General features: G+C 40.3%; 17 protein-coding genes and 4 tRNA genes. 9 read left to right on the forward strand and 12 right to left on the reverse strand.

All coding sequences use genetic code 11. The features are described 5' to 3' along the window. Nucleotides 1–46 precede the first annotated feature (46 nt). Complete coding sequence (locus tag FHS59_RS00190; protein ID WP_184492404.1) at nt 47–667, forward strand: LON peptidase substrate-binding domain-containing protein; 621 nt, start codon at nt 47–49, stop codon at nt 665–667. Here FHS59_RS00190 and FHS59_RS00195 read toward each other — a convergent pair. From FHS59_RS00195 to FHS59_RS00215, 5 genes are all read right to left on the reverse strand, one after another. After that, the gene (locus FHS59_RS00195) at nt 664–3,234 is read right to left on the reverse strand and encodes a M1 family aminopeptidase (RefSeq protein ID WP_184492405.1); all 2,571 of its coding nucleotides are present in this window, start codon (nt 3,232–3,234) and stop codon (nt 664–666) included. The genes FHS59_RS00190 and FHS59_RS00195 overlap by 4 nt on opposite strands. A 263-nt stretch (nt 3,235–3,497) precedes the next feature. Continuing rightward, nucleotides 3,498–3,570 (reverse strand) — tRNA-Lys (locus FHS59_RS00200). A gap of 68 nt (nt 3,571–3,638) precedes the next feature. Further along, a tRNA-Arg gene (locus FHS59_RS00205) sits at nt 3,639–3,712 on the reverse strand. A gap of 48 nt (nt 3,713–3,760) precedes the next feature. Continuing rightward, a tRNA-Pro gene (locus tag FHS59_RS00210) sits at nt 3,761–3,834 on the reverse strand. Nucleotides 3,835–3,996: 162 nt separating this feature from the next. Further along, nucleotides 3,997–4,069 (reverse strand) — tRNA-Lys (locus FHS59_RS00215). A gap of 244 nt (nt 4,070–4,313) precedes the next feature. On the opposite strand from FHS59_RS00215, the gene FHS59_RS00220 reads away from it, so the two are divergent. Next, nucleotides 4,314–4,928, forward strand: a complete 615-nt coding sequence (locus FHS59_RS00220) for an SH3 domain-containing protein (RefSeq protein WP_317168124.1) — start codon at nt 4,314–4,316, stop codon at nt 4,926–4,928. Nucleotides 4,929–4,965: 37 nt separating this feature from the next. On the opposite strand, the gene FHS59_RS00225 is transcribed toward FHS59_RS00220, so the two are convergent. From FHS59_RS00225 to FHS59_RS00240, 4 genes are all read right to left on the reverse strand, one after another. Then, on the reverse strand, nt 4,966–5,712 hold the full coding sequence (locus FHS59_RS00225) for a 3-keto-disaccharide hydrolase (RefSeq protein WP_184492407.1): 747 nt from the start codon (nt 5,710–5,712) through the stop codon (nt 4,966–4,968). A 4-nt stretch (nt 5,713–5,716) separates the two neighbouring features. After that, nucleotides 5,717–6,142 (reverse strand): c-type cytochrome, encoded by a 426-nt coding sequence (locus FHS59_RS00230; RefSeq protein WP_184492408.1) that lies wholly within the window; start codon nt 6,140–6,142, stop codon nt 5,717–5,719. Between the two features lie 24 nt (nt 6,143–6,166). Further along, nucleotides 6,167–7,219: a sugar phosphate isomerase/epimerase family protein gene (locus FHS59_RS00235; protein ID WP_184492409.1), complete on the reverse strand. Its 1,053-nt coding sequence runs from the start codon at nt 7,217–7,219 to the stop codon at nt 6,167–6,169. An 80-nt stretch (nt 7,220–7,299) separates the two neighbouring features. Further along, nucleotides 7,300–8,469 (reverse strand): Gfo/Idh/MocA family protein, encoded by a 1,170-nt coding sequence (locus FHS59_RS00240; RefSeq protein ID WP_184492410.1) that lies wholly within the window; start codon nt 8,467–8,469, stop codon nt 7,300–7,302. Between the two features lie 253 nt (nt 8,470–8,722). On the opposite strand from FHS59_RS00240, the gene FHS59_RS00245 reads away from it, so the two are divergent. From FHS59_RS00245 to FHS59_RS00265, 5 genes are read left to right on the forward strand one after another with little or no spacing between them, the layout of a single operon-like run. After that, nucleotides 8,723–9,949 carry a nucleoside permease gene (locus FHS59_RS00245; RefSeq protein ID WP_184492411.1) on the forward strand — a complete coding sequence of 409 codons (1,227 nt, stop codon included), beginning with the start codon at nt 8,723–8,725 and terminating at the stop codon, nt 9,947–9,949. Nucleotides 9,950–9,954: 5 nt separating this feature from the next. Further along, nucleotides 9,955–10,830 (forward strand): hydroxypyruvate isomerase family protein, encoded by an 876-nt coding sequence (locus FHS59_RS00250; protein WP_184492412.1) that lies wholly within the window; start codon nt 9,955–9,957, stop codon nt 10,828–10,830. A 27-nt stretch (nt 10,831–10,857) separates the two neighbouring features. Continuing rightward, on the forward strand, nt 10,858–12,537 hold the full coding sequence (locus tag FHS59_RS00255) for a GMC oxidoreductase (protein WP_184492413.1): 1,680 nt from the start codon (nt 10,858–10,860) through the stop codon (nt 12,535–12,537). 17 nt (nt 12,538–12,554) lie between these two features. After that, nucleotides 12,555–13,112 carry a gluconate 2-dehydrogenase subunit 3 family protein gene (locus FHS59_RS00260; protein WP_184492414.1) on the forward strand — a complete coding sequence of 186 codons (558 nt, stop codon included), beginning with the start codon at nt 12,555–12,557 and terminating at the stop codon, nt 13,110–13,112. 55 nt (nt 13,113–13,167) lie between these two features. Further along, nucleotides 13,168–14,073, forward strand: a complete 906-nt coding sequence (locus FHS59_RS00265) for a sugar phosphate isomerase/epimerase family protein (protein WP_317168125.1) — start codon at nt 13,168–13,170, stop codon at nt 14,071–14,073. Here FHS59_RS00265 and FHS59_RS00270 read toward each other — a convergent pair whose 3' ends face one another. Both FHS59_RS00270 and FHS59_RS00275 read right to left on the reverse strand, forming a co-directional pair. Beyond that, nucleotides 14,074–14,712 carry an MCP four helix bundle domain-containing protein gene (locus FHS59_RS00270; protein WP_184492416.1) on the reverse strand — a complete coding sequence of 213 codons (639 nt, stop codon included), beginning with the start codon at nt 14,710–14,712 and terminating at the stop codon, nt 14,074–14,076. It abuts the gene before it with no gap. Between the two features lie 37 nt (nt 14,713–14,749). Then, entirely contained in the window at nt 14,750–15,538 is a 789-nt protein-coding gene (locus FHS59_RS00275) for a glycoside hydrolase family 16 protein (RefSeq protein ID WP_184492417.1), read from the reverse strand. Nucleotides 15,539–15,675: 137 nt separating this feature from the next. On the opposite strand from FHS59_RS00275, the gene FHS59_RS00280 reads away from it, so the two are divergent. After that, nucleotides 15,676–16,839 carry a homogentisate 1,2-dioxygenase gene (locus FHS59_RS00280; protein ID WP_184492418.1) on the forward strand — a complete coding sequence of 388 codons (1,164 nt, stop codon included), beginning with the start codon at nt 15,676–15,678 and terminating at the stop codon, nt 16,837–16,839. A gap of 71 nt (nt 16,840–16,910) precedes the next feature. Here FHS59_RS00280 and pafA read toward each other — a convergent pair whose 3' ends face one another. Continuing rightward, nucleotides 16,911–18,542, reverse strand: coding sequence for an alkaline phosphatase PafA (pafA, locus tag FHS59_RS00285; RefSeq protein ID WP_184492419.1), 1,632 nt, complete (start codon nt 18,540–18,542; stop codon nt 16,911–16,913). A gap of 106 nt (nt 18,543–18,648) precedes the next feature. Here pafA and FHS59_RS00290 point away from each other — a divergent pair, with 106 nt between their 5' ends. Next, complete coding sequence (locus FHS59_RS00290) at nt 18,649–20,247, forward strand: aminopeptidase P N-terminal domain-containing protein (protein WP_184492420.1); 1,599 nt, start codon at nt 18,649–18,651, stop codon at nt 20,245–20,247. The last annotated feature ends 148 nt before the right edge of the window (nt 20,248–20,395 follow it).

Raw genomic sequence — 20,395 nt, forward strand, 5'->3', positions numbered from 1 at the left:
AAACTAGTTCGGTTCTTTTTTTCGTTTATTCTGGAAAAAGTGAGTTATGAAATTGCCATTATTCCCACTCAAACTAGTTGCGTTTCCTGGGGAGGAACTGAATCTCCATATCTTCGAACCCAGATACAGGCAATTGATCGCGGATGTTGAAAAAGAGAATATCACTTTTGGTATTTTAGTCTATTCAGATCACTTGATGGAGTATGGCACAGAAGTAAATCTAAAAGAAATACATCATCGATACGAAGATGGTAGGTTGGATATCAAAACTGTCGGAGGAAAGATTTTTAAAATGATTGATTTCGAAAATCCCATGGATGGGAAGCTCTACGCTGGAGGGGAAGTCGAATTCTTGGAAAATGATTACACAGTCAGCAATGTCCAGCATCTGGAGTTTCTTTTCTACTTAAAAGAAGTGTTGTATCTGCTGAAATTCCCAACTGACCCTGATCCTGAGACTACTACTTCTTTTACCTATGCACATAAAGTAGGCCTCAAACTCGAAGAGGAACTGGCGTTACTGAAGATGACTACGGAAAGCGAAAGACAGGCTTTTTTAATTTCCCATTTCAAAAGAATCATTCCGGCTATCAAAGCCATCGAAAAAGCCAAAGAGAAGATCAAACAAAACGGCCATTTTAAACATTTGGATCCATTAAGCTTCTAATCCTTTTTGGAATTGGTGATCTCTTGAGCACGCATTAAATTATCTGTTGCCTGTAAAATCTTGTTTTTCAAAATAGGGTTGTAGTCAGGATGAGAATCCAAAAAGCTAGAAACAATTTCTGCCGCTTCGGGAGATGAATATTGACCAGCAGTAACAGAAACCCATCTTTTAGGGAAGAATATATCTCCAGTTTTTTGAATTTCTTCCAGTAAATCCAAAGCAAGCGGAAGATGTTTCACTGCATTTTTCTGATGCAATGGATGATGGATATAACCGCAGGCTGATAGTACCCAAGATTCCTTTTCACGATTTTTATCTTGTTTGAATGATTCGAAAAGGGCATCCCTATCACTTTCATTTTGAGAAAGCGCAGGTTGAAGGAAGTCAAAGCGAGCAAGTTTGTCAGGGTTGCTGATTCGGGTTCTCTCTTCGGTCAATATCTCATCAAATTTCGGATGACCATATACCGCCAAAGTCATAGCAAGACTGGTGAAATTGTCTGGATTTAACTTCAGATCTTCAATCTCAATATTCTTTTTCCAGACTTGATATAATCTATTTTGACCGCTCTCATTATATGCAATCCCGCTGTATAGAGAGAAAATGGTTTTCTTCATGTTTGTGGAAATATCTTGCTGCAGCAAATTCCATAACTGGTCTTCCAGTATTGGGAGTTGCGTTTCTCTTTGTCCTTGAGTTAGGAAAGTCCAGAAAATGGTATTCATTTCGGATGAAATCAATCTCGCCAAAATTTCATTTTTCTCTTCCAATATTCCATTTCTCAATACTTCAAATGTTTGCTCAGGCGAAATCTTTCCTGCAAGTGTATTTTCAAACAAATTTATATATGACTGCCCACGCATCACTTCATTTTCCAGGGTTTGAATTTGGTCTAAGGAATTCAAGTCCAGCGGGAAAATCCCATATCCAAGTCCATTGCTGTTAAAGAGAATAGCGGTTGGTTTCTCTAAACCTTGGGCTTCATTCAAATCAAAAGTTTCAGACTCTAGAGAAATTGAAAAGGTCTTCATTTCATTAGGATAAAACAGGGTCACATCGAAAAGCTGTGGCCAAACTTTTTCTGAGCCATCTTCTGCTTTTTGGGAAATGGTGAAAGAGGTGATTTTTCCATCATCAGAATAATTGATCTGGTTGGAAAGAATTGGTCTGCCTGATTGATTCACCCAGACTTTACTCCAACTCTGAAGATCAATTTCAGTTTCCTGATCCAGAATTTCTACCAAGTCGCTCCATTTTGCATTGCTGTTCGCAAATGTCTTGATGTATTTTTGGATCCCTCTTTGAAAAGCTTTTTCTCCCATTGCTGTTTCCAGCTGGCGCATCATGATGGGGGCTTTGTCATAAATAATGCTTCCATAAAGTGATCCAGCATCCTTTAGATTGGCAAGTTGCTGACGAATCGGATTAGTGCCCTTGGTTCGGTCTTCTCCATATGCGGAAGGGTAGTGGTTCGTCAGAAAGGAAAGCTCGTGATTGATCTCAGGATAAGCCGGATTGACGAGTTTGCCCGCCATGAAATTCGCAAAGACTTCTTTCATCCAGACATCCTCAAACCAGTTCATCGTTACCAAATCCCCAAACCACATGTGAGCAGTTTCATGTCCAATCAATTTTGCTCTGGAAAGCAATTCGGTATTCGTGGCATTCTCATCGAGAAACAGCGCCGATTCGCGATATTGAATGGCTCCTACATGCTCCATTCCTCCATATTGGAAAATAGGAATCGTGGCAAAATCCAGCTTCTGAAAAGGGAAAGGGTAATCGGTGTATTCTTCTAAAAAGTTTTTGGCTTTTAAATGAAGAGAAAATACTTCTGGAATGCTCGCTTTGATTTTTTCAGGATTCGTTTCTCGGTAAAGCATCCTCTGTGGAAAATCACCCTCAGATTCTGCCTCTTCAAATTTGCCAGCCACAAATGAGAAAAGATAAGTGCTCATCAAGTCAGATTTCCCAAAGTGATGGGTAGTGAAGTCTCCATTCACCTCTTTTGAAGTTTCTGGGCCTCCTGCTAAGACTTTCCATTCCGATGGAGCAGAAATGCTTAAGGTATAGTTTGCTTTTAAATTAGGCTGGTCAAAACAAGGAAACAACGTACTTGCTCTGTCAGGTACAAGAAGTGTGTAAAGAAAGTCTTGATTCCTGTTAAGTGAAAGTTCACCTGCTATGAATTCTATTTCTATGGTGTTTGATCCTTTCTTTAGTGTTTCCTTAGGGATAATCAGGTGTTGATTTTGATGGTTGATTTCAGAAGGCTTGCCATTAATCTGTAAACTTTTGAGATGAGATTTTTCTTCGTGGAAATCCAATATTAAAGGATGTGATAAGTCGGAAATGGAAGCCTCTAGGATTAATTTGGAAGGAATAGGTTCTTCCAGCTTTTCTGGAATAGAAAAATCCAGTTGATAATGAATGTCGGAAACCTGATGCTTTCGAAATTCAGCTAATTCAATGGAAATGCCTTCATCGTAAAAATGAGCATCTGAAACAGGTTTTTCACAGGAAAATAGGAGTGCACAAAAAGCTAGAGCAATGAACAGGTTTTTCATATTCCAACATTGAGAATAAATGGTAGAATTCGCAAGTGGAATTTTATGGGTATAATCGATCGACAATTCAAAACTTGCTTTAAAAAGGGCTTATGTTGAAAAGACCTGAAAAAATGGCTTTGCCCGTTTTAATATTGATTGAAAGAAGCAAACAAAAAAAGCAGACCATTTCTAGTCTGCTTTTGTGATCCCGCTGGGGCTTCCCGATATCGCTTCGCTTATCGGGACAGGCTTCTCGCCCTACCCATTGATTTCAATTTAAGTGATCCCGCTGGGGCTCGAACCCAGGACCCATACATTAAAAGTGTATTGCTCTACCAGCTGAGCTACGGAATCTAATAGTTGGCAATGAATGTTGCTCTTTATATAAATAAAAAGCGGAACGTAATTCCGCTTTCGTAAAGTGATCCTGTCAGGACTCGAACCTGAAACCTACTGCTTAGAAGGCAGTTGCTCTATCCAGTTGAGCTACAGGACCTGGATAAAATTTTGATCAATCATTAAGATCTCTCAAAGGTAAATAAAGTCGGGGTGGCAGGATTCGAACCTACGACCTCCACATCCCAAATGTGGCGCGATACCGGGCTACGCTACACCCCGAAACTTTCTTCTTAAACTCAAATACTTTTTAACTCCTTGCAAGTTAAACCTTGTTCTTTGCCAAATCGCTTTGACTAATTTAAGTGATCCCGCTGGGGCTTCCCGATATCGCTTCGCTTATCGGGACAGGCTTCTCGCCCTACCCATTGATTTCAATTTAAGTGATCCCGCTGGGGCTCGAACCCAGGACCCATACATTAAAAGTGTATTGCTCTACCAGCTGAGCTACGGAATCATGATGTCTGAAAATTTTCAGAAATTTTAACCACTTTTTTGTGGGATTTATACTTTCAAATTGACTCCCCGGCCTTGCTTTTTGCCAGATCATTGTCGTAATTGGACTGCAAATTTAAGCTACTGATTTATAAATGCCAAACCCTAATTCAATCTTTCTTGCAAAATTTTTCATATTTATTATCTTCCTTTTACAAAGTATTAATTGTCAGGCAGATGTGATTGCTCTGGAAAAAGCAGATTCTTTGTTTCAGCAAAGAAGTTACAAGGAAGCGATGGAAATTTACCAGCAAAACTATCAACTAGGTATTTATTCGCCTGCGATGTTGCTCAAAATGTCCTTCATTTCTGAGGGAATTGGAGACAAAGAGCATGCGACTCTTTACCTGAGTAAATACTACGATTTGAGCCCTAATTCTCAGACAATTACTAAGATAAAAAGCCTTACTGGGCAAAGTAATCTGGTAGGGTATGAGGTGAGCGATGGAGAGCGATTTATCTTGTTTCTTGTCGAATATCAGGAGATTATCGTCGGATCTTTATCCTTGTTTCTGTTGATTTCCTTAATCATGCTTTGGGTAAATGGAAGGAAAATAGCAGAGGCTAGATATTATTGGCCTTCTGTTTTGCTGATCATTTTGATTTTCGCGGCCAATAATTTCTTGAGAGCTCCAAGAACAGCTTTGATCACCCAAAGTCCAACCATGATTGTATCAAAGCCTAGCGCGGGCGGAGAGTTGGTTGACCGAGTAGAACCAGGTCATAGAGTGAAGATCAAATCCAGTAAGGATATCTGGTATGAGGTGGAATGGAAAAATAAAATAGCCTACATCAAAAAAGACAATGTCACCAGGCTATAAAAAAAGAAGCTCTCGAAATTTCGAGAGCTTCTTTTTTTTAAAGTTTCTTAATCAGAAGATTTTTGAAGTAAACAAGATCTCCATGATCCTGTAGCGCAATACTTCCTTTCTTGAAAGTACCAAATCCAGGCATGTCCTTGAATTTACTGTCTGCAATCAGGGCTTCCCATTCTGGGGTCCACATCGTAGTGCTTACTACGGTTGTTCCGTTCAGAATTAATTCCAGTTTGCCATGGTCTGCAATAATCTCAGCATGATTCCACTCACCCCAAGGCTTCACTGTTTCCTCACTGCTAACGATCAAATCGTAAAGATCACCTGCTCTGTGGCTGATGATTTTAGCATCAGGATGGCCTTCGTTATCCAATACCTGCATTTCCATACCAGTATTCCAAGGGTATTGGTATTCCGGAGCCTCGTGCACATAGAAGATTACCCCGCTATTTCCATTTTCACCGATTTTCCAATCGTACTTGAAGTGGAAGTTCTCAAACTCCTCATCAGTCACAATATCGCCACCGTCACCTGTTTGCCATCCATCTTTGTTTCCGGCGTCTAAGTAAATAGTACCTTCTTCGTCGATCTTCCAGGCTTTGCCTACTTCACCACCGCCGTATTTATGCCATCCGGCAAAAGTAGACCCGTCAGAAAGTGGGATCCACTCAGACTCTGGTGTAGTTTCGGTTTCTGCCATTTCGACAACTTCAGTTTCTGTAGATTTCTCTCCAGAACAAGAGGCAAGAATTCCTGCCAAAGCCAAAACGGCTAAAGATCTTTTGTTCATTCTCTTATTTCTTTAGCAACAATACATAAGCCACCATGTCTTTGGCGTCTTCCAAACTTACATTTGGGTGTGGAGGCATCGGCACTTCACCCCAAACTCCCACACCACCTGCGATTACTTTCTCAGCAAGCATGGTGATGTTTTCATCTGTACTTTCATACTTAGCAGCTACATCCGCATAAGAAGGTCCTACAATCTTTCTTTCTACCATATGGCAAGAAGTACAATCTGAGGTTTTTAATTTTTCAAGACCTTTGATATAAATCGGGTCATTCTGATATTTTTCCTCTAGGCTCATTTCTTTTGCCGGCTCAGCAGGCTTTGTTTCTGCTACAGTGGTAGTCTCAGATGATTTTTCAGCACCTCCGCAAGCGAAAGCCAATCCAGCCAATGCAGCTAGTCCCAGGTTTAACGGTTTTGTGATTTTCATTTTTGTAGTAATTAATATGGGGTTTTAAATTCCTAAGATTTTCTTGTTGAATGCCTCATCGGCACCCACGCCAGCGAAGTCGTCAAATGCTTTTTCAGTGACTCTAATGATATGTGAATCGATGAAAGGTGCGCCTTCTGCAGCTCCTTGCTCTGGATGCTTAATTGCACATTCCCACTCTAGAACGGCCCATCCATCGTAATCGTACTGCGAAAGTTTGCTAAAAATCCCAGCAAAATCAACTTGTCCGTCTCCTAAAGATCTGAATCGGCCAGCACGCTCTACCCATCCTTGGAATCCACCATACACACCTTGTTTACCAGTTGGGTTAAACTCAGCATCTTTTACGTGGAACATCTTGATTCTATCATGATAGAAATCAATGAATTGTAAATAGTCCAAGCATTGTAATACGAAGTGACTTGGATCATATAGGATATTTGCACGCTTGTGACCGTTTACTTTGTCCAAGAACATTTCGAAAGTAACGCCATCATGAAGATCCTCTCCAGGATGAAGCTCATAACAAACGTCCACTCCATTTTTATCGAACTCATTTAGGATAGGAGTCCATCTTTTTGCCAATTCGGTAAAACCGGTCTCAACCAATCCTGCGGGTCTTTGAGGCCATGGGTAAACAGTGTGCCACATCAATGCTCCACTAAATGTAGCATGTGCTGTCAATCCCATGTTTTGGGAAGCTTTCGCTGCATACATTAACTGCTGCGTAGCCCATTCTGTTTTGCCCTTCAAGTCTCCTTTTAGGTTTGCTGGCGCAAAGCCGTCAAAAAGCTCGTTGTATGCTGGATGTACAGCTACCAACTGTCCTTGTAGGTGAGTAGATAATTCTGTGATCTGCATTCCGGCAGCTTCTACGATTCCTTTTACTTCGTCTGCGTAAGTCTTGCTTTCTGCGGCTTTTTGAAGATCAATTAATCTGCTATCCCAAGTTGGGATCTGAACGCCTTTATAGCCTAAGCCAGCTACCCAGTTACAGATGTTTTCTAAATTGTTAAATGGAGCCTGATCATCTGCAAACTGTGCAAGAAAAATGGCGGGTCCTTTAATAGTTTTCATTTTCAATTTTGGTTTATTCCAAGGTCATTCAAATTTAAGAATGAATATCGCTCGGTACAGGTTTGAATTTTGAGTTTAACTTATTTTTCAACGACAAATGGAGTCCATTTTTGGTCTGATTTGTTACTTTTTAAAACGTGATCGATGAATGCCATCCCTCTGATGCCATCTTCAATGCCTGGATAATCCTGCCATTCCGGCTTGGGAGTTTCTCCATTTTGCTCTGCATAGATACATCGCGCAAAATTTCGATACAAGTTAGCAAAGGCTTCCACATATCCCTCAGGATGTCCTGCAGGAGTTCTAGTATTTTCATTCGCAAGAGATCCTAAATAGCCTGTGCCAGCCCTATAAATCTGATCTGGTTTGTCTGGCCATCTTACGGTTAAGGTGTTATTGAGCTCTTGTTCCCATTCCAAACCACCTTTTTCTCCATAAACACGGATTTTTAGATTGTTTTCTGCTCCAGTATCAGTTTGAGAAGCCATCAAAACTCCAGAAGCGCCATTGTCGAAACGCATCAAAACCACTCCGTCGTCATCAATTGGCCTGCCATCAACTTTGATGTAAAGGTCAGCGCAGAGATGTGTCATCTTTAGGCCAGAAACATATTCAGCCATATGAAAGGCATGGGTTCCGATATCTCCCATACAGCCCGCCAAGCCATTTTTGCTCGGATCAGTTCTCCAGGCCGCTTGTTTGTTGTTTTCTGATTCCAGTAATTTCCAGAGCCAGCCCTGAGGATATTCTACATAGACTTTTCTGACTTCCCCGATTTCTCCGTTGGCAATCATCTGTTTTGCCTGCTTGATCATAGGATAACCGGAATAGGTATGCGTCAAAAGAAAATGCTTATCAGAATTGCTTACAATTCTATAAAGGTCCTTTGCCTCTTGATAATTTAAAGTCAGGGGTTTGTCCAACGCGACATGAAAACCGTGTTTTAGGGCTTTTACAGTAGGGTCAAAATGGACATTGTTGGGAGTGACGATACAAACTACATCAATCCTTTCGGATTCAGGCAGCTGAAGTTCTTTTTCAAACATTTCGTCATAGCTCGCATACACTCGCTCGGATGGCAGCATTAACTCCTCTCCACGGATCTTGGATTTTTCGGGATTGGAGCTAAATGCACCGGCAGCTAGTTCAAACATCCCATCCATCAATGCACCATTGAGGTGGATGGCGCCGATAAATGATCCAGGACCACCGCCTATTAGTCCAATCTTTAATTTTTTTGTTGTTGACATGGGTAAAATAGAATAGATTATTCTGGAATTAACAGGTTGAAATAATCGATAATTAGCTGAAATTCCTCGACACTTTAATCGAGGTGAATAGATAATTGATTAATAGCTTCAGTATGGTATAAATGGCTTTCAAAATTCTTTTTATCCAAAGATTTTCACTTACCAATCAAAGCCTTAAAATAAAGTAAAATGGTAAAAGTTTAAACTTTCTTTCCTAAATAGGGATATTTCCAGTTTACTAATCTAAAACTCTATGCTAATCCGCACGAAATTTCAGCTCTCATTGATGATGTTTATGGAGTTCTTTATTTGGGGGGCATGGTTTGTGACTATGGGGACTTTTTTAGGTGCCAATTTGATGGCAAAAGATCAAGAAATCTCACTTGCCTTTTCTACCCAATCTTTCGGGGCAATCATCGCTCCTTTCATCGTTGGCTTAATTGCTGACCGATATTTTAACGCAGAGAAAATCCTTGGAATAATTCACGTGCTAGGAGCGCTATTGATGTTTGGGTTATATTCTGCAACAGATTTTTCAGGTTTTTTCCCGATTCTATTGGGGTACATGATTCTGTTTATGCCAACCCTCGCATTGGTCAATTCGATTTCATTTAACCAAATGAATAATCCCGAAAAAGAATTTTCAGTGATTCGGGTTTGGGGGACAATCGGATGGGTGACTGCTGGTATTTTGATCAGTTTTTTAGGATGGGATAGTCAAATGGGCTTGGACGATGGCTTATTGAAATATACCTGGTTGATGGCAGGTGGAGTTTCTTTTGTGCTGGGACTTTATAGTTTCTTCCTTCCCAAGACCCCTCCAAAAGCAAAATCAGCTGAAAAATTCAAACTTTCGGAGGTGATAGGCCTTGATGCATTGAAGCTCTTGAAGGATAGAAATTTTGCGATCTTCTTTATTTGCTCCATTCTGATCTGTATTCCTTTGGCATTTTACTATCAAAATGCCAGCCCATTTCTAACTGAAATTGGTTTGGAAAACTCAACAGGAAAAATGGCCATGGGGCAGGTTTCGGAAGTTGTTTTTATGCTTGCATTACCGATTTTCTTTTCCCGTTTTGGAGTAAAAACAACCCTTTTTGTCGCCATGCTGGCTTGGGCTGTGAGGTACCTATTGTTTGCTTTAGGTGATGCAAATGAAGGGGTATGGATGCTTTTGGTCGGGATTGGTCTTCATGGTATTTGTTATGATTTCTTCTTCGTAAGTGGGCAGATTTATACCGATTCACATGCTGGTGAAAAATACAAATCTTCCGCTCAGGGAATGATCACATTGGCTACCTATGGGGTAGGGATGCTCATAGGGTTTTGGGCAGCAGGCCAAATCTCCAATTATTATTTGGTAAATGAAGGGATTCACAATTGGAAGTCAATTTGGTTGATTCCTTCTGGTATTTCTGTGATGGTTTTGTTACTTTTCACGGCACTTTTTAAAAAAGAGCAAACTAAAATTTACAATTGAACAAAATGACCAAACCTGTAGATAATGGAAGAAGAGATTCTTTCAAGAAACTAATTGTAGGGGGTGCTGCATTCGGCAGTTTGTCCTCATTTGATATGAAAGAAGAACCTAAAGCTCTAAAAGGGAATATAACTCATGGTGTTTGTCACTGGTGTTTCAGGGATTACAGTTTGGAGGATTTTTGTGTTGAGGTAAAGAAAATCGGTATCAAAGGCGTTGATCTTATTGGGACGAAAGGTTGGGATACACTAAAGAAACATGGGATATATTCTTCCATGTGTAATGGAGCGGAGATTAGCTTAACTGAAGGTTTTGGTGAGACCAAATACCATGATCAATTGGTTAAAAACTATACCGAGATGATTCCTTTAGTAGCCGAAGCAGGATACAAAAATCTGATCTGCTTCTCAGGAAACAGAAGAGGTATGGATGATGAGACTGGATTGAAAAACTGTCAGGAAGGTTTGGAGAAAATTCTTCCGATTGCAGAAAAGCATGGAGTGATTATCCAGATGGAGCTTTTGAATAGCAAAATCAATCATAAAGATTACCTATGTGATAAATCAGCATTTGGTGTAGAGCTTTGCAAAAGACTTGGAAGTCCTAACTTTAAGCTGCTATTTGATATTTACCACATGCAAATAGACGAAGGGGATTTGATCAGAAATATTACAGATTACCACGAATACATCGGGCATTATCACACCGCTGGTAATCCAGGTAGAAATGAACTAGGGGATGATCAAGAAATCAATTACCCGGCAGTGATGAGAGCTATTTTGGCAACAGGCTATAAAGGCTATGTCTCTCACGAATTCATCCCTAAAAAAGAGGATAAAATGGCCTCCCTTGCTGAGGGGGTTGCAATATGTGATGTGTAAAGAAAATAATTAACAAATACCCTATTTATGGCAAATCAAGCATATGATGCAATTGTAGTTGGCTCCGGAATTAGTGGAGGTTGGGCTGCAAAAGAGCTTACAGAAAAAGGAATGAAAGTTCTCTTGTTGGAAAGGGGACCTATGGTGGAGCATGTTAAGGATTATAAATCCGCTACACTTGCCCCTTGGGAAGTGCCGCATAGAGGCAGGAGAACTCAAGAACAGTTGGAGAATCACCCGAATTTGAGAAGAGATTATGTTCTGAATGAATTGAATTTGGATTGGTGGGCGCATGAAGATGATTCCCCATACGTAGAAGAAAAGCCATTTACATGGTTTAGAGGATATCAAGTAGGTGGTCGATCCTTGCTTTGGGGAAGACAATCCTATCGTTGGTCTGATCTTGACTTCGAAGGAAACGTCAAAGAGGGAATCGCGGTCGATTGGCCTATTAGATATAAAGATATTGCTCCTTGGTATTCCTATGTTGAGAAATTCGCTGGTGTATCTGGTTCAAAAGATGGTTTGGATGTATTGCCTGATGGTGAATTTATGCCTCCAATGCCGATGAACTGTGTAGAGAAAGATGCAGCAGAAAAAATCAAAGAACACTATCAAGGTGCTAGAACCTGGACAATCGGTCGTCCTGCAAATATTACGCAGCCACTTCCAGGAAGACCGGGCTGCCAGTATAGAAATAAATGTTCACTAGGATGTCCTTTTGGAGGATATTTTAGTACGCAGGCTTCTACCTTGCCAGCAGCAGATGCTACTGGAAATTTGACTTTGAGACCTTGGTCTATTGTTAGAAGATTGATCTATGATAAAGACACTCAGAAAGCAACGGGTGTTGAGGTTTTAGATGCTGAGACAAACCAAACAATAGAATACGATGCGAAAATTGTGTTCTTATGTGCATCAGCCTTCAACTCTACCGCGATCTTGATGAGAACAGCTACTGATATCTGGCCAGGAGGTTTGGGAAGTAGCTCTGGTGAGCTTGGTCATAACGTAATGGATCACCACTTCCGTTTAGGAGCCAGCGGTACCATGGAAGGATACGATGACAAGTATTACTTTGGAAGAAGACCAACCGGTCTTTACATTCCTAGGTTCCGAAATGTTGGCAGTGATAAACGTGATTACTTAAGAGGATTTGGTTATCAAGGTGGAGCAAGCCGAAGCGGTTGGAGTAGAGATGTTGCAGAAATTAATTTCGGTGCACCTTTGAAAGAAGCGTTGACTAAGCCAGGACCATGGTCTATGGGTATCACAGCTTTTGGTGAAATTCTTCCTTATCACGATAACACGATCAAGTTGAGTGATACTGTAAAAGACAAGTGGGGAATGGAAGCATTGGTGATGAATGCAGAAATCAAAGACAACGAAATTAAGATGCGTAAAGACATGATGGCTGATGCAGCCGAAATGTTGGAAGTAGCTGGTTTCAAAAATGTAAATGAATGGGATGCAGGTTATACCTTCGGACAGGGAATCCACGAAATGGGTACTGCAAGAATGGGTAGAGATCCTAAAACTTCTGTATTGAACGGAAACAACCAAGTTTGGGAAGCCAAAAACGTATTCGTGACTGATGGAGCTTGTATGACTTCTGCAGCTGCAGTAAATCCTTCCTTGACCTATATGGCTTTGACAGCTAGAGCGGCAGCTTTCGCAGTAGATGAATTAAAAAAAGGAAATCTCTAATTTAAACGACGGAAACTATGACTATGAATAGAAGAGACGCATTGAAAAGCGTAGTTCTGATGATGGGAGGAACAATGGTAGGTGCTACCGCAATCCTGACTGGTTGTACTCCAGAGCATCAGATCGAAGGTTTGAATTTCATGCCCGAAGACATCGCTTTTCTGGATGAAATTGGAGATACCATTATTCCTACCACTGATACTCCTGGAGCTAAAGCAACAGGCATCGGATCATTTATGGTGATGATGGTGAAAGACTGTTACGATGCCGATCAGCAGAAAACTTTTGTCGATGGATTGAATATGATCAACAAAGAGTTTAAGGCTGAAAACGGTAAATCTTTTGTAGAAGCTTCTGCTGAGGAAAGAACCGCTTACCTCAACAAAATGTATGAAACTGCAAAAGCAAGCGAAGATCGCAGCCCAGCTGTCATCTGGATGTTGAAAGACCTGACAGTTTTGGGTTACTTCACTTCAGAAATCGGTGCGACACAAGCATTGAATTATGTGGAAGTGCCGGGAAGATTTGATCCTTGTATCCCATATAATCCGGGAGATAAAGCATATGCTATTTAATTTTATCCTTACAAAATAAACCGCCTGCTCCCAAAAGGGGCAGGCTTTTTAAATGATGAACAATCCTAGAAGAAAATTTATCAAAATGGGGGCATTGCTCGGAGTGAGCTCTGCTATCATGCCTTTACAATTTTGCTCTCCTGCCAAAAAGGAGGATGAAGTTCAGATGGAAACACCTGAAGTTTCTAAGTCGAAACTTAAAGATTTTGGAATCCAATTATATTCTGTCAAAGACGAAATGGCTGCTGACGCAAAAGCTACCATGACAGCCTTGGCTGGATTTGGTTACTCACAGTTTGAGGGATTTGACGGAGGGAAAGGAGTGCTTTGGGGAATGAAGCCAGCAGAATTTAAGTCACTGACTACAGACCTTGGGGTGAAGATGGTCGCATCTCATGCAAATGTGTTTGATAATCTGGATGCACAGGCTGCCGATGCGAAAGAAGCTGGTTTAGAGTATCTGATCTGTCCATGGATTGGACCTCAAAAAACGATCGATGAGTACAAAATAATAGCAGATAAGTTTAACAAAGCTGCTGAAACGCTAAAGTCGCATGATCTCAAATTCGCTTACCATAACCACGATTACACATTTGTAAATCTGGAAGGTCTGGTTCCTCAGGATTTATTGATAGAGAATACTGATCCAGCGTTAGTGGATTTTGAAATGGATATTTATTGGGTGCATGTGGCAGGATTTAATCCTTCTGAATATCTGTCCAAATACCCTGGAAGATTTAAACTTTGCCACCTGAAAGATGCTGAAGCAGACAAAGGAGATGGAGAAGAAAGAGGTGTATTATTCGGTTCAGGTGAAATCCCATTTACCAAAATCGTCAAAGAATCTATTGACTTGGGAATGGAATATTTCATTGTCGAGCAAGAAAGATTCGTAGGAACCAATCCTATGGAGGCCGCAGAAAAAAATGCAGCCTACCTTAAGAATGTTTTCGACTATTGATTAATGGAAGGGATCCATGGTGTTTTGTGGCTTTTTGAATAAAAAGTAATAAATCACAATAATCAGGATAATCAGCAAAGCCACTTCAAATTGAGCCCAGATCTGAGATCGGTTGATTTGAACTTTGGCTTTGCTGATTAATTTTTGTCCTTCATCCAGCTGGATTTTGCTTAAGTTATCTAGATCACTTTTTGCCAATGCAATTTTTTGATCGTAGAGTTTTACCTGATTGGAGTTGACCCCAGAAGAATCAGAATACAAAAGGTCGTAGCTTTTGATAGTCAAATCATTCTGTATGATTTTCTTAAAATCAGTCAAATAGCTGGACTCTTCTGCCGTCAGGTTGGTGTTTTCAAAGTCAATGATCAATTCCATTATACCATTTTCATGCCCTTGGATTTCATTAATCACTCTGGAGTAATCATAATCCAAATTGCAGTGATCGATGAGTTTTTGGATAGAGAAGAGTCGGTCAGAAATCTGGAAGATATAACCTTCCACCACCAATCTGTCATTATAAACTTCAGTAAAAGTCTTACTGATACTTTTGAATGACTGTCTTTCGGTTAGGTTTTTACCATAAATCAATAGTAAAAGTATCGAGATGGTGACAATTGCCGTTAACTTTCTCTTCTGCATAATTGGGACATTCTATTTTAAAACTTCGATCTATCGCTTATTTATTGGGCTTCTGGTTATAAACCCGCACATAATCAATTTCCATTTTTTGTGGCCATATATCTGTTGCCACTCCTTGCTGACCTCCCCAGCCTCCTCCAACTGCAATGTTTAAAATCAAGTGAAATTCCTGATCAAACGGCCACTCCTCAAATCCTTTTCCAGTATTTTCAAAAGTGAAATACAATTCATCATCGATGTAAAAGTCAATTTTGTTTTCTTTCCAATCGATGGCATAAAGATGGAAATCAGAATCGAATTCTGAAACCATTTTATTACCGCCTTTTTGGGTTCCGATTTTATGATTAAAGGCTTTGGTATGAACGGTGCCATGAACTTTTCCTGGATCATAACCGACATGCTCCATGATGTCAATCTCTCCATTATTTGGCCAGCCGCCATGAAGGTTTTTTTCAGGAAGCATCCAAATAGCCGGCCAGGTGCCTCTTCCTGTAGGGAGTTTTGCTTTGACTTCAATGTATCCGTATTTCCACGCCTGCTTTCCTTTGGTCACTAACCTTGCAGATGTATAACCTTTTGGTCTGGATTCATCCGCTCTAGCTTCAATGATCAAAATGCCATCTTCTATTCTCGCATTATCTAAATCTGCTTCAGAATAGTATTCCAATTCATCATTCCCCCAGCCATGATCACCGACGTCATAACTCCAGTTTTTTGGGTTAGGTAAACCGTCTTTTTTGAATTCATCCGCCCAAATCAATTTGGCTTTTTGTGCGAAAGTTAGGCTACTGGAAAAAAGGAAAAGTAGTAGGGTTATTTTTTTCATGGGGTTTTAATAAAGGGGAAAATACAAAAACTTAACTTATTTAATTATGTTTTAAGTACAGGAACGAAGACAAACCGATAATTCCTGATTCTAACTACAATATTTGTAATTTAGCTACCCTATAAACCCAAATTAACATGGCCTATTATTTTAGACTAGGAGAAATACCTCCGAAAAGACATACTCAATTTCGCCAGCCAGACGGAAGCCTTTACAAAGAAGAACTTGTTAGCTCTAAAGGTTTTTCGGGTATTTATTCAAATTTATACCATATCTATAACCCGAATGAAGTCAAGTCAATCGGGAAACCTACCCCTTATTCTTGGGAACCGGTAAAAGAACATGGACTAAACCAGACGCACCTGAAGACTTCCGGAGTGGAGGTGACTGGAGAGGATTACCTGAGCGCCCGGAAAATGCTCATGATGAATTCTGACGTGATGATGGGGATCTGTACCCCTCGGAAGCGGAAAATGGATTATTATTTTAAAAATGCAGATGGTGATGAACTGATTTATGTTCACGATGGATCTGGCGTTTTGTATTCCCAATTTGGAAAGCTGACCGTCAGAAAAGGAGATTATATTGTAATTCCACGAACGACCATTTATAGGTTCGAATTTGATGAAGAAGGGCCATTAAGGCTGTTGGTAATCGAATCTCATGGGCCGATCGAAACTGTAAAAAGATATAGAAATGAAGTAGGGCAATTGCTTGAACATTCACCTTATTGTGAGCGTGATATTAGAACGCCGGAATCTTTACATATAGAAAAAGAGAAGGGAGATTATCTTATCCAGATCAAAAAACAGGGGATGCTGCATCCTTACACTTATGGTCATAGCCCATTGGATATAGTTGGCTGGGATGGATATTTATATCCTTATGCGCTTTCTATTTATGATTTTGAACCAATTACAGGAAGAATCCATCAGCCACCACCGGTCCATCAGACTTTTCAGGCATGGGGATTTGTAATTTGTTCATTCGTCCCTCGCTTATTCGATTACCATCCTTTAGCTATTCCAGCTCCTTACAATCATTCAAATATTGATTCGGATGAGGTTTTGTATTATGCGGAAGGGGAATTCATGAGTAGAAAAGGAATCGATCGAGGTTCTTTCACAATTCATATGGGTGGATTGCCACATGGTCCTCATCCTGGTACAGTAGAAAAATCCATAGGAGCAAAGGCAACCGAGGAATATGCTGTGATGCTTGACACCTTTAAATCACTCCAAATCACCAAAGAAGCGTTGGAGTTTGTTGATAAGGATTATCCAATGAGTTGGACAGAATAGAGCTCGTTCTTCTGACTCATAAAAAAGCCCCGAATTTCTTCGGGGCTTCATTTTTATAATTTACTTCCTATTTATTTATCGGTGATTTCAATGATTGGCTGACCTGTCGCACCACTCGGTAATTTGATGTCCAGCATCATAGATAAGGTAGGGGCAATATCTGTGATAGTAGCATATCTGGAGCTTTCACCAGCCGGAACATTCCAACCATAAAAGACAATTGGAACATTGGTGTCATATGTATATCCTGTGCCATGTGAGGTTCCTTTTGCTCCTCCTGTCAACCAACCTGGCTCCAGGATTAATAGTACATCTCCAGAAGACTTCTGGTTATATCCCATTTGAAGCGCAGCTGCTCTACCATGAGTAAACTCGCCATTTTTCATTGCATAAGCCGTGTAAACTTCTTTTACTCCTTTAAAGCGTAATAAGAAATTTGCAAGGTCTTCCTGCATGTCTCGCAAGTTGATGCCTTTTTCTCGGATCAGGTCATGGTTAAGAAAAACCTGTTCGTTGGATAAGCTTTCAATCCAATCCCCTTCACCATAAGTCAATTGTGTATATCCTTTCAACTGCGCGTTGATGTAGCTGTTGTTAAGATTTCCAGCTGGGATTTTTTCACTGATCATGTGTGTGGCAACATCGGCTACAGCATGGTCAGCAGATAAGAAAATCAAATATTCACCTTTTCCAATATTTTCATCCAGGTAGTTTAAAAGTCTTTCGAACTCTAAATCCAGTCGTAGGTAATTATCTTCAACTTCTTTGGAAGCAGGACCAAATCTATGACCAATGTAATCTGGAGAAGAAAAACTCAAAGCCAGAAAATCGGTTTCTCCTCTGTTTCCCAAGTTTTCACCTTCGATGGCTGCAATGGCAAAATCAAGAGTCATGGTATTTCCAAAAGGAGTGGAGGCAATCAATCCCAGTTCACCATTACCTGTTTTAAGGGAATCTAAATTATATGGGAAAGTCGGCGTGTCTTTACCTGCAAATGGAGCTTCAAATTCATTGTTGTCCTCAATACTTTGCTTGTAAGTTTCGATTGGATATAAGGTGTTCCAAGTTTGGCTCAAATATTTTTCTGCCACTTTTTTCTCATTGAAGCTTTGTACCCAAGCCGGTAAAGATTCATGATAATAAGTAGAGGTCATAAACTCACCTGTTCCACTATCATACCAATATGCATCGCCTAAGTGTCCTGCTGGAAGACTTGCTCCACGATCTTTAATAGCGACACCCACCACTTTGGATCTTTTGTTGGTGGAATATCTAAGCTCATCGGTGATAGTCGTCGAAAGTAAATTTCTTGGGCTGATTTTCCCACTTGGTTCAGATCCGCCTACAGCCATTACTGTGGAGTCTTCTGCACAATAAAGAGACCCCTTCAAACTTCTTACATACCAGCTGTTGCTGATAATGCCATGAGTAGCTGGGGTTGTACCGGTATAAACAGAGGCATGTCCCGGCCCTGTATAAGTTGGGATGTAGTTATAATGTCCGTTTTTCATCATAAATCCATCCTTCATCAATCTTTTGAAGCCACCATCCTGATATCGGTCAGCAAATCGATACAGATACTCTTGACGCATCTGATCGACAATGATTCCTACTATTAATTTTGGTTTTTTTGCTTCAGTTTGGGCGAGAATAGGCCCAAAGCTCAGAACAGAAAGGAAAAATAAGATCCAGATTTTTTTCATGATATATAAAATTTGAGCCTAAAGATAAGCATATGCTTCAATCCATAAATTAAGACTTTGTTAAATGGACAAAACATGTGAGATTAGGTTTTTTAAATGCTTATCTATGAAAAGACTATTTATCCTCATCAACTTTCTGATTATATCGATTAGTTCCTTTGCCCAATCTCATTTTGAAAATGCACTCAGTAGCGACTGGCATAAAGAAAGGAGAGCGGCAGTGAGAGCAGAAATGCCGGCAAATTCTGTAGCAGTAGTATTTAACAACCCTGTGAAAAATCGCTCCAATGATGTGGATTATGTCTACCATCCTAATACTGATTTCTATTATCTGACTGGTTTGAGAGAACCAAATGCGGTTTTGGTGATCTTTAGTGAAGACCGAGAAGTGAATGGCCAGAAAGTAAATGAAATGATTTATGTACAGCCACGTGATCCAAGATCTGAAATGTGGAATGGAAAGAGACTGGGTGTAGATGGAGTGAAAGAGAAGCTGGGGTTTGAGAATGTCTTTTTATACGAAGAGTTTACAGCTGGCCAAAAAATAGACTTTTCGGGATTCGATAAGGTATTGACCTTTGATTTATCGGAAGAGATTGAGGGAAGCAGTGCCAATGCAGGATTAAAAAACATGGTGAATTCATTCAAACTTTCTTCAGGATACCCGATGGAAGTTTCTCCTGTAAATCTTCAGATGTATGAACTGATCCGGGCAACAGATATCGAGAATTCGGCAAATGTGGCCCAGATTATTGGCAGGGCAAAACAAAGATATCCTGAGGTGGAAGATGATCCGGTATTAAAGGATTTCCTAAATGCGGATTCTCCCGAAAAGCGTATGGCTGTCAAAGACAAATTGCCAAACCAAAAAGTTGACTTATTTCTCTTGACACAAATCATGGATGGACTTCGGGAAATCAAAACTCCAGAAGAGCAAGAATTGATGAGAATGGCTGCGAAAATCTCTGCCATCGGGCAAATAGAGGTGATGAAAGCTGCCAAGCCAGGGATGTCAGAGCGTGAGATTCAAGGGATTCATGAGTTTATTTATAAACGATATGGAGCAGAAGATGTAGGCTACCCATCCATCGTAGGCGCGGGGAATAACGGTTGTATTCTGCATTATATAGAAAACGATCTGGAAAATATCAGTGATCGTTTGTTATTGATGGATTTAGGTGCTGAGTGGAAGGGGTACACTGCTGATGTGACAAGGACTATCCCTGTAAATGGCAAATTCAATGAGGAGGAAAAGGCTATTTATGAATTGGTTTTAAAATCTCAGGATGCAGGTATCGCTTTGTCTAAAATCGGGACTGATTTTGCGACAATCGGAGCAGAGACCAGAAGGATCATTGACGAGGGTTTGGTAGAATTGGGTATCATCAAAGCCGGCCAAAGACATAATTATTTCCCCCATGGAACGAGTCACCATGTAGGATTGGATGTGCATGACCGAGGAGGGTATGGAAGTCTAAAAGAAGGTGCGATTATAACTGTAGAGCCAGGGATTTATATTCCAGATGGATCTGATTGTGATAAAAAATGGTGGGGAATCGCAGTTCGAATCGAAGATGATATTCTGGTAACTTCCAATGGCCCGGTTAATCTTTCTGGAGATGCACCAAGGACTGTGGAGGCGATCGAGCAAATGATGCGAATTCCTAGTGTCTTGGAAAATTGGGTGCTTCCTGAGATAAATTAAATTCTTTTAGGAAAACTCTCGCAACGACGCAACGGCGCAACGAATACATTCAGGAAAAATGGCAAAGGGAAATTATATTTTTGCAAACCATTTTTATTGTTTAAAGAATTATGGTTTGTTTTCCTGAAATCGGTAAATCAAAAAGTAT

It is taken from the genome of Algoriphagus iocasae, from assembly GCF_014206875.1.
GTDB classification, from domain to species: domain Bacteria; phylum Bacteroidota; class Bacteroidia; order Cytophagales; family Cyclobacteriaceae; genus Algoriphagus; species Algoriphagus iocasae.

Coding starts and splice junctions, on each gene's coding strand:
- FHS59_RS00270 (WP_184492416.1), bottom strand. CDS start 14,712: ATGCAGAAGAGAAAGTTAACGGCAATTGTCACCATCTCGATACTTTTA.
- FHS59_RS00230 (WP_184492408.1), bottom strand. CDS start 6,142: ATGAAAATCACAAAACCGTTAAACCTGGGACTAGCTGCATTGGCTGGA.
- FHS59_RS00250 (WP_184492412.1), top strand. CDS start 9,955: ATGACCAAACCTGTAGATAATGGAAGAAGAGATTCTTTCAAGAAACTA.
- FHS59_RS00245 (WP_184492411.1), top strand. CDS start 8,723: ATGCTAATCCGCACGAAATTTCAGCTCTCATTGATGATGTTTATGGAG.
- FHS59_RS00195 (WP_184492405.1), bottom strand. CDS start 3,234: ATGAAAAACCTGTTCATTGCTCTAGCTTTTTGTGCACTCCTATTTTCC.
- FHS59_RS00190 (WP_184492404.1), top strand. CDS start 47: ATGAAATTGCCATTATTCCCACTCAAACTAGTTGCGTTTCCTGGGGAG.
- FHS59_RS00265 (WP_317168125.1), top strand. CDS start 13,168: ATGAACAATCCTAGAAGAAAATTTATCAAAATGGGGGCATTGCTCGGA.
- FHS59_RS00255 (WP_184492413.1), top strand. CDS start 10,858: ATGGCAAATCAAGCATATGATGCAATTGTAGTTGGCTCCGGAATTAGT.
- FHS59_RS00280 (WP_184492418.1), top strand. CDS start 15,676: ATGGCCTATTATTTTAGACTAGGAGAAATACCTCCGAAAAGACATACT.
- FHS59_RS00290 (WP_184492420.1), top strand. CDS start 18,649: ATGAAAAGACTATTTATCCTCATCAACTTTCTGATTATATCGATTAGT.
- FHS59_RS00240 (WP_184492410.1), bottom strand. CDS start 8,469: ATGTCAACAACAAAAAAATTAAAGATTGGACTAATAGGCGGTGGTCCT.
- FHS59_RS00260 (WP_184492414.1), top strand. CDS start 12,555: ATGACTATGAATAGAAGAGACGCATTGAAAAGCGTAGTTCTGATGATG.
- FHS59_RS00225 (WP_184492407.1), bottom strand. CDS start 5,712: ATGAACAAAAGATCTTTAGCCGTTTTGGCTTTGGCAGGAATTCTTGCC.
- FHS59_RS00235 (WP_184492409.1), bottom strand. CDS start 7,219: ATGAAAACTATTAAAGGACCCGCCATTTTTCTTGCACAGTTTGCAGAT.
- pafA (WP_184492419.1), bottom strand. CDS start 18,542: ATGAAAAAAATCTGGATCTTATTTTTCCTTTCTGTTCTGAGCTTTGGG.
- FHS59_RS00275 (WP_184492417.1), bottom strand. CDS start 15,538: ATGAAAAAAATAACCCTACTACTTTTCCTTTTTTCCAGTAGCCTAACT.